General features: G+C 57.8%; 6 protein-coding genes. 3 read left to right on the forward strand and 3 right to left on the reverse strand.

Going from position 1 to position 3,913, the window contains the following annotated elements:
* On the forward strand, positions 1–484 hold a 484-nt coding region (locus AB4043_RS17525), incomplete at its 5' end, for a nuclear transport factor 2 family protein (RefSeq protein WP_442307645.1).
* A 314-nt stretch (positions 485–798) separates the two neighbouring features.
* On the opposite strand, the gene AB4043_RS17530 is transcribed toward AB4043_RS17525, so the two are convergent.
* From AB4043_RS17530 to AB4043_RS17540, 3 genes are all read right to left on the reverse strand, one after another.
* Complete coding sequence (locus AB4043_RS17530) at positions 799–1,197, reverse strand: YciI family protein (RefSeq protein WP_442303198.1); 399 nt, start codon at positions 1,195–1,197, stop codon at positions 799–801.
* Positions 1,198–1,370: 173 nt separating this feature from the next.
* Positions 1,371–1,724 carry a YciI family protein gene (locus AB4043_RS17535; RefSeq protein ID WP_442303199.1) on the reverse strand — a complete coding sequence of 118 codons (354 nt, stop codon included), beginning with the start codon at positions 1,722–1,724 and terminating at the stop codon, positions 1,371–1,373.
* A gap of 130 nt (positions 1,725–1,854) precedes the next feature.
* On the reverse strand, positions 1,855–3,117 hold the full coding sequence (locus tag AB4043_RS17540; RefSeq protein ID WP_442307646.1) for an RNA polymerase sigma factor: 1,263 nt from the start codon (positions 3,115–3,117) through the stop codon (positions 1,855–1,857).
* A gap of 138 nt (positions 3,118–3,255) precedes the next feature.
* Here AB4043_RS17540 and AB4043_RS17545 point away from each other — a divergent pair, with 138 nt between their 5' ends.
* Both AB4043_RS17545 and AB4043_RS17550 read left to right on the forward strand, forming a co-directional pair.
* Complete coding sequence (locus AB4043_RS17545) at positions 3,256–3,624, forward strand: PadR family transcriptional regulator (protein WP_442303201.1); 369 nt, start codon at positions 3,256–3,258, stop codon at positions 3,622–3,624.
* Between the two features lie 2 nt (positions 3,625–3,626).
* Positions 3,627–3,913: permease prefix domain 1-containing protein (locus AB4043_RS17550; protein ID WP_442307647.1), on the forward strand; the 287-nt coding region annotated here is incomplete at its 3' end.

Here is a 3,913-nt window from a genome sequence, read left to right on the forward strand (position 1 = left end):
GGGTTCGACCGCAGCTTTCTCCCAGACCGGATCCCAAACCGAACCATCCAAGCTGTTCGAGACGATGCAAAACCTCGATACGCAGTTGTTTGATGCGGCGAATCACTGCGACTACGAGAAGCTGACCGCGTTGGTAGACGAGAATCTCGAGTTCTACCATGACCAGGGCGGCCTGATGCAGGGCAGGCAGGCCTTTCTCGACTCCGTCAAACACAACACCTGCGGCGTGATGGTTCGCGAACTCGTGCCCGGAAGTCTGCAGGTCTACCCGGTCAAAGGCTATGGAGCGATCGAGATGGGTGTCCATCGCTTCCATCACCCTGGCCACGAGAAAGAGTTTCCCGCAGCAAAGCAACTAGGCATGACTCGCTTTCTCGATCCAGGTGCGGATGAGTGGCAGGTAGGAGAAGCCAAGTTCCTGCATATCTGGCAACTGAAAGACGGAAGCTGGAAGCTGACACGTGTCGTCAGCTATGCCCATTAGGGTGCGAAGGGAATGGCTGTGTGCCGGACCGCGGTTGGTGAAGGCCAAGGCAGCGCAGAATAAACAAGGCCTGGAAGAGTAGACCCTCTGTTTCTATTCTTCATCGAGAGATGGAACTTTTTCTGTTCGCGCAACGCCCGAATGCCTTGCTTAAGGGCATGGCTTCAGCCATACCGTACCGACGTGAGAAGGAACGCGGCTTTAGCCGCTGAGGCACGTTTATATTCTGATCGCCCTCAGCGGCTAAAGCCCGCTGCTCCCACCAGTTTCTATCTCAGGTCAACATAATTTGCCGATACGCCTTAGAGCCATCTTCAGTGAGCAGTGACCCGCCGTCGCTGCTCACTTGCCTTGACGATTTCGCTCATATCTCCGGCTGGCCGAATCTCGAAACTGTTGCCATACCTCAGCGCCGGATGCTGGCCGATGAGCTGTACAGCATGATTCATATCTCTCGCCTCAAGGATGAGGATGCCGCCGAGGTGTTCCTTGGTTTCCGTATAGGGACCATCGGTCGTTGCCACTCTGCCGTTCTTCCAGGACAAGGTCAAAGCGGTTTCCGGACCCTGAAGTGCTTCGCCACCGGCCCAGTGCCCGTTGGCTCGCAGATGGTCGTCGTATTCAAAGCATGTGTCGAACATCGCGTTTCGCTCGGCATCAGTCATGCCATCGAATTTGTCTTTGTCGTAGTAGCCAAAACATAGGTATTTCACAGTTCTTCTCCTCTTGCTTCCGCCTTCACTGAGGGCTATAGAGCGGGCCTTCAGCCCTTTAATTTCTATGGGCCGTAGACCTGGGCGTTGCCCCAGGCTGGTATAGAACGCGCCTTTTCACCCCAATGAACACGTTCATTGGGGACCCCGGCCTTTGGTGCTTAGATCTGTGGCTACGGGGCAGGAAAGAAAAGAAGCTCGCGCACCTCGCCGGGCACATCGCAGACGATGGCGGCCTTCTTCGCCCATGCGAGTGCTTCATCCAGATTGGCGGCTTCCAGAATCCAGAATCCGCCCATGTGCTCTTTGGTCTCGATGTACGGTCCGTCGGTGATGAGTACCTTGCCGTCCGCCTGCTTCCGCAGCGTCTTTGCATTGGCAACCGGGGCAATACCGCAGGCGAACTTCCTGGCGCCGGCTGCAATCATTTCGCGGTTGAGCGCGTGGATCTCTTCCATCATCGCCTCAGTTACGGTGGACGGGTCGAAGTTATCGGGAAGGTAGTTGCAAACCATATATTGCGGCATGACTTTTTTCTCCTTGGTCTCTGTGGCTCGTTTCCCATTCACTCAGGAAACCGCAGCGCATCGTTCTTTTGCCCTATAGTCGTTGGGGAGACGGAAATTCGACAGCCGTTCCGATTTTTATTTCAGTTTTTTATTTCAACTGCCGAATCCGCTCCTGCAGGAACTGCCGCTCCGGTTCCTGTTGAGTCAGCGCCAACGCCTTCTCATACGAAGCCCGGGCTTCAGCTGTCTGGCCCAGTCTGCGGTACATCTCGGCACGGGCGGAGTGCGCCAGGTAGTAATTCGCCAATTCGCCCTGCTTTAACACCGCTTCGACCTGCGTCAGACCAGCCTCCGGACCATCGCACTCGGCAATGGCCACGGCGCGGTTGAGATACACAACCGGTGAAGGCTGAATCCGCACCAATTGGTTGTAAAGCGCGACAATCTGCCGCCAGTCGGTCGCAGCGATCGATTCCGCCTCCGCATGAACGGCCGCAATCGCAGCCTGTAGTGTGTAAACGCCGAAGCGGCGGGAGCTCAGGGCGCGCTCCACCAGTGCCACTCCCCCGGCGATCTGCTCCCGGTTCCAGAGCGAGCGGTCCTGATGTTCCAGCAGGATCAGCTCTCCGGTCGGCGAGGTCCTTGCGGCGCGGCGGGATTCCTGCAGCAACATCAGGGCAAGCAGCCCCATACTCTCCGGCTCTGGCTGAAGCTCCATCAGCAGCCGTCCCAATCGAATGGCTTCGCCGGTGAGTTGGGCCCGCGTGACCTCGGCTCCCGCCGCAGCCGAATAGCCCTCATTAAAGACGAGATAGATGACCTGAAGCACGGCGTTCAGCCGCTCCGGCAACTCCTGCGGCGCCGGCACCTCGTAGGGAATCCGCGCTTCGCGAATCTTTGTCTTGGCACGCACGATGCGTTGGGCCAGCGTTGCCGGCGTCACCAGAAATGCCCGGGCAATCTCCTCCGTGGTCAGGCCGCAGATCTCCCGCAGAGTGAGCGCAAGCTGTCCTTCCGGAGCCAGAGCGGGATGGCAGCAGGTGAAGATCAGACGCAGTCGATCGTCCTCTATCTCTTCATCCGCCGCCTCGCCACTTCCGCCCGGTTCGTCATTGACGCGCGACTCCATGTGGACAACTAGATCTCGCTGCGCTCCATCGAAGCGCGCGCGACGGCGTATGGCGTCAATGGCCTTGAAGCGTGYCGTTGAAATCAGCCAGGGACGCGGGTTGTCCGGAATGCCGCTCTTCGGCCATGTGTCCAATGCGGCAGCGAAGGCCTCATGCATCGACTCCTCGGCCAGGTCCAGGTCTCCGAGCAGGCGCACCAGTGTCGCCAGAACCCGGCCCGATTCGGAGCGGTAAAGAGTTTCAATGGTCCTGCTGAGTTGTTCGGGCACAGATGACGGCATGTACGCCAACTTAACAAACGGAGGCGCCGGAGGCAACTGCCCTGGAATTCATCGCTTACACCTTGTGAATAAGTGCATAATCGCCGACGTTCAGACTCGTGTTGACATTCTACCCAAGCAAGCGGATACTTGGGCAGAATGTCGACCCGAGAGAATAACGACGAACGAATTGCCCTGTTGCAGGGCACCCTGGACCTGCTGATCCTCAAGAGCCTTGTCTTCGGTTCGTGCCACGGTCAGGGGATTGCGCGATCGATTCAACGGCAATCGGAAGATGTCTTCCTTGTCGAACATGGGTCGCTTTATGTCGCTTTGCAACGGCTGGAAGACAGGAAGTGGATTCGCGCCAAGTGGGGCGTAAGCGAAAACAATCGCAAAGCGCGGTTCTACTCGCTTACCGAGAAGGGGCGCGACCAGCTGACGGAAAAAACGAGTGAATGGCGGCGGCTGACGCGAGCAGTTGGGCTGATTCTGGATGCAAATCAGCCGCGGTCCGAGGAGGGATGAGTATGTTCAGGCGCAAGCGCACTGCGAAGGATTTTGCAGAAGAGATTCAGGCTCACATCGAATTGGAAGCCGAGGAGTTACAGCGTGAGGGCCTGAGCAAGGACGCTGCGCACTGGAAGGCAAGGCGGAATTTCGGCAGCGTGCGTGCGGCACAGGAGAAGTTTTACATGCATGGGCGCTGGATATGGCTGGATAAATTGCTGCGCGACCTCAGGCATGGCGTCCGCTCCCTGTTGGAAAGCCCAGGGTTCACCATCACGGCCATCGTGACGCTTGCGTTGGGCATGGG

This window comes from Terriglobus sp. YAF25 (assembly GCF_052113305.1).
Lineage (GTDB): Bacteria > Acidobacteriota > Terriglobia > Terriglobales > Acidobacteriaceae > Terriglobus.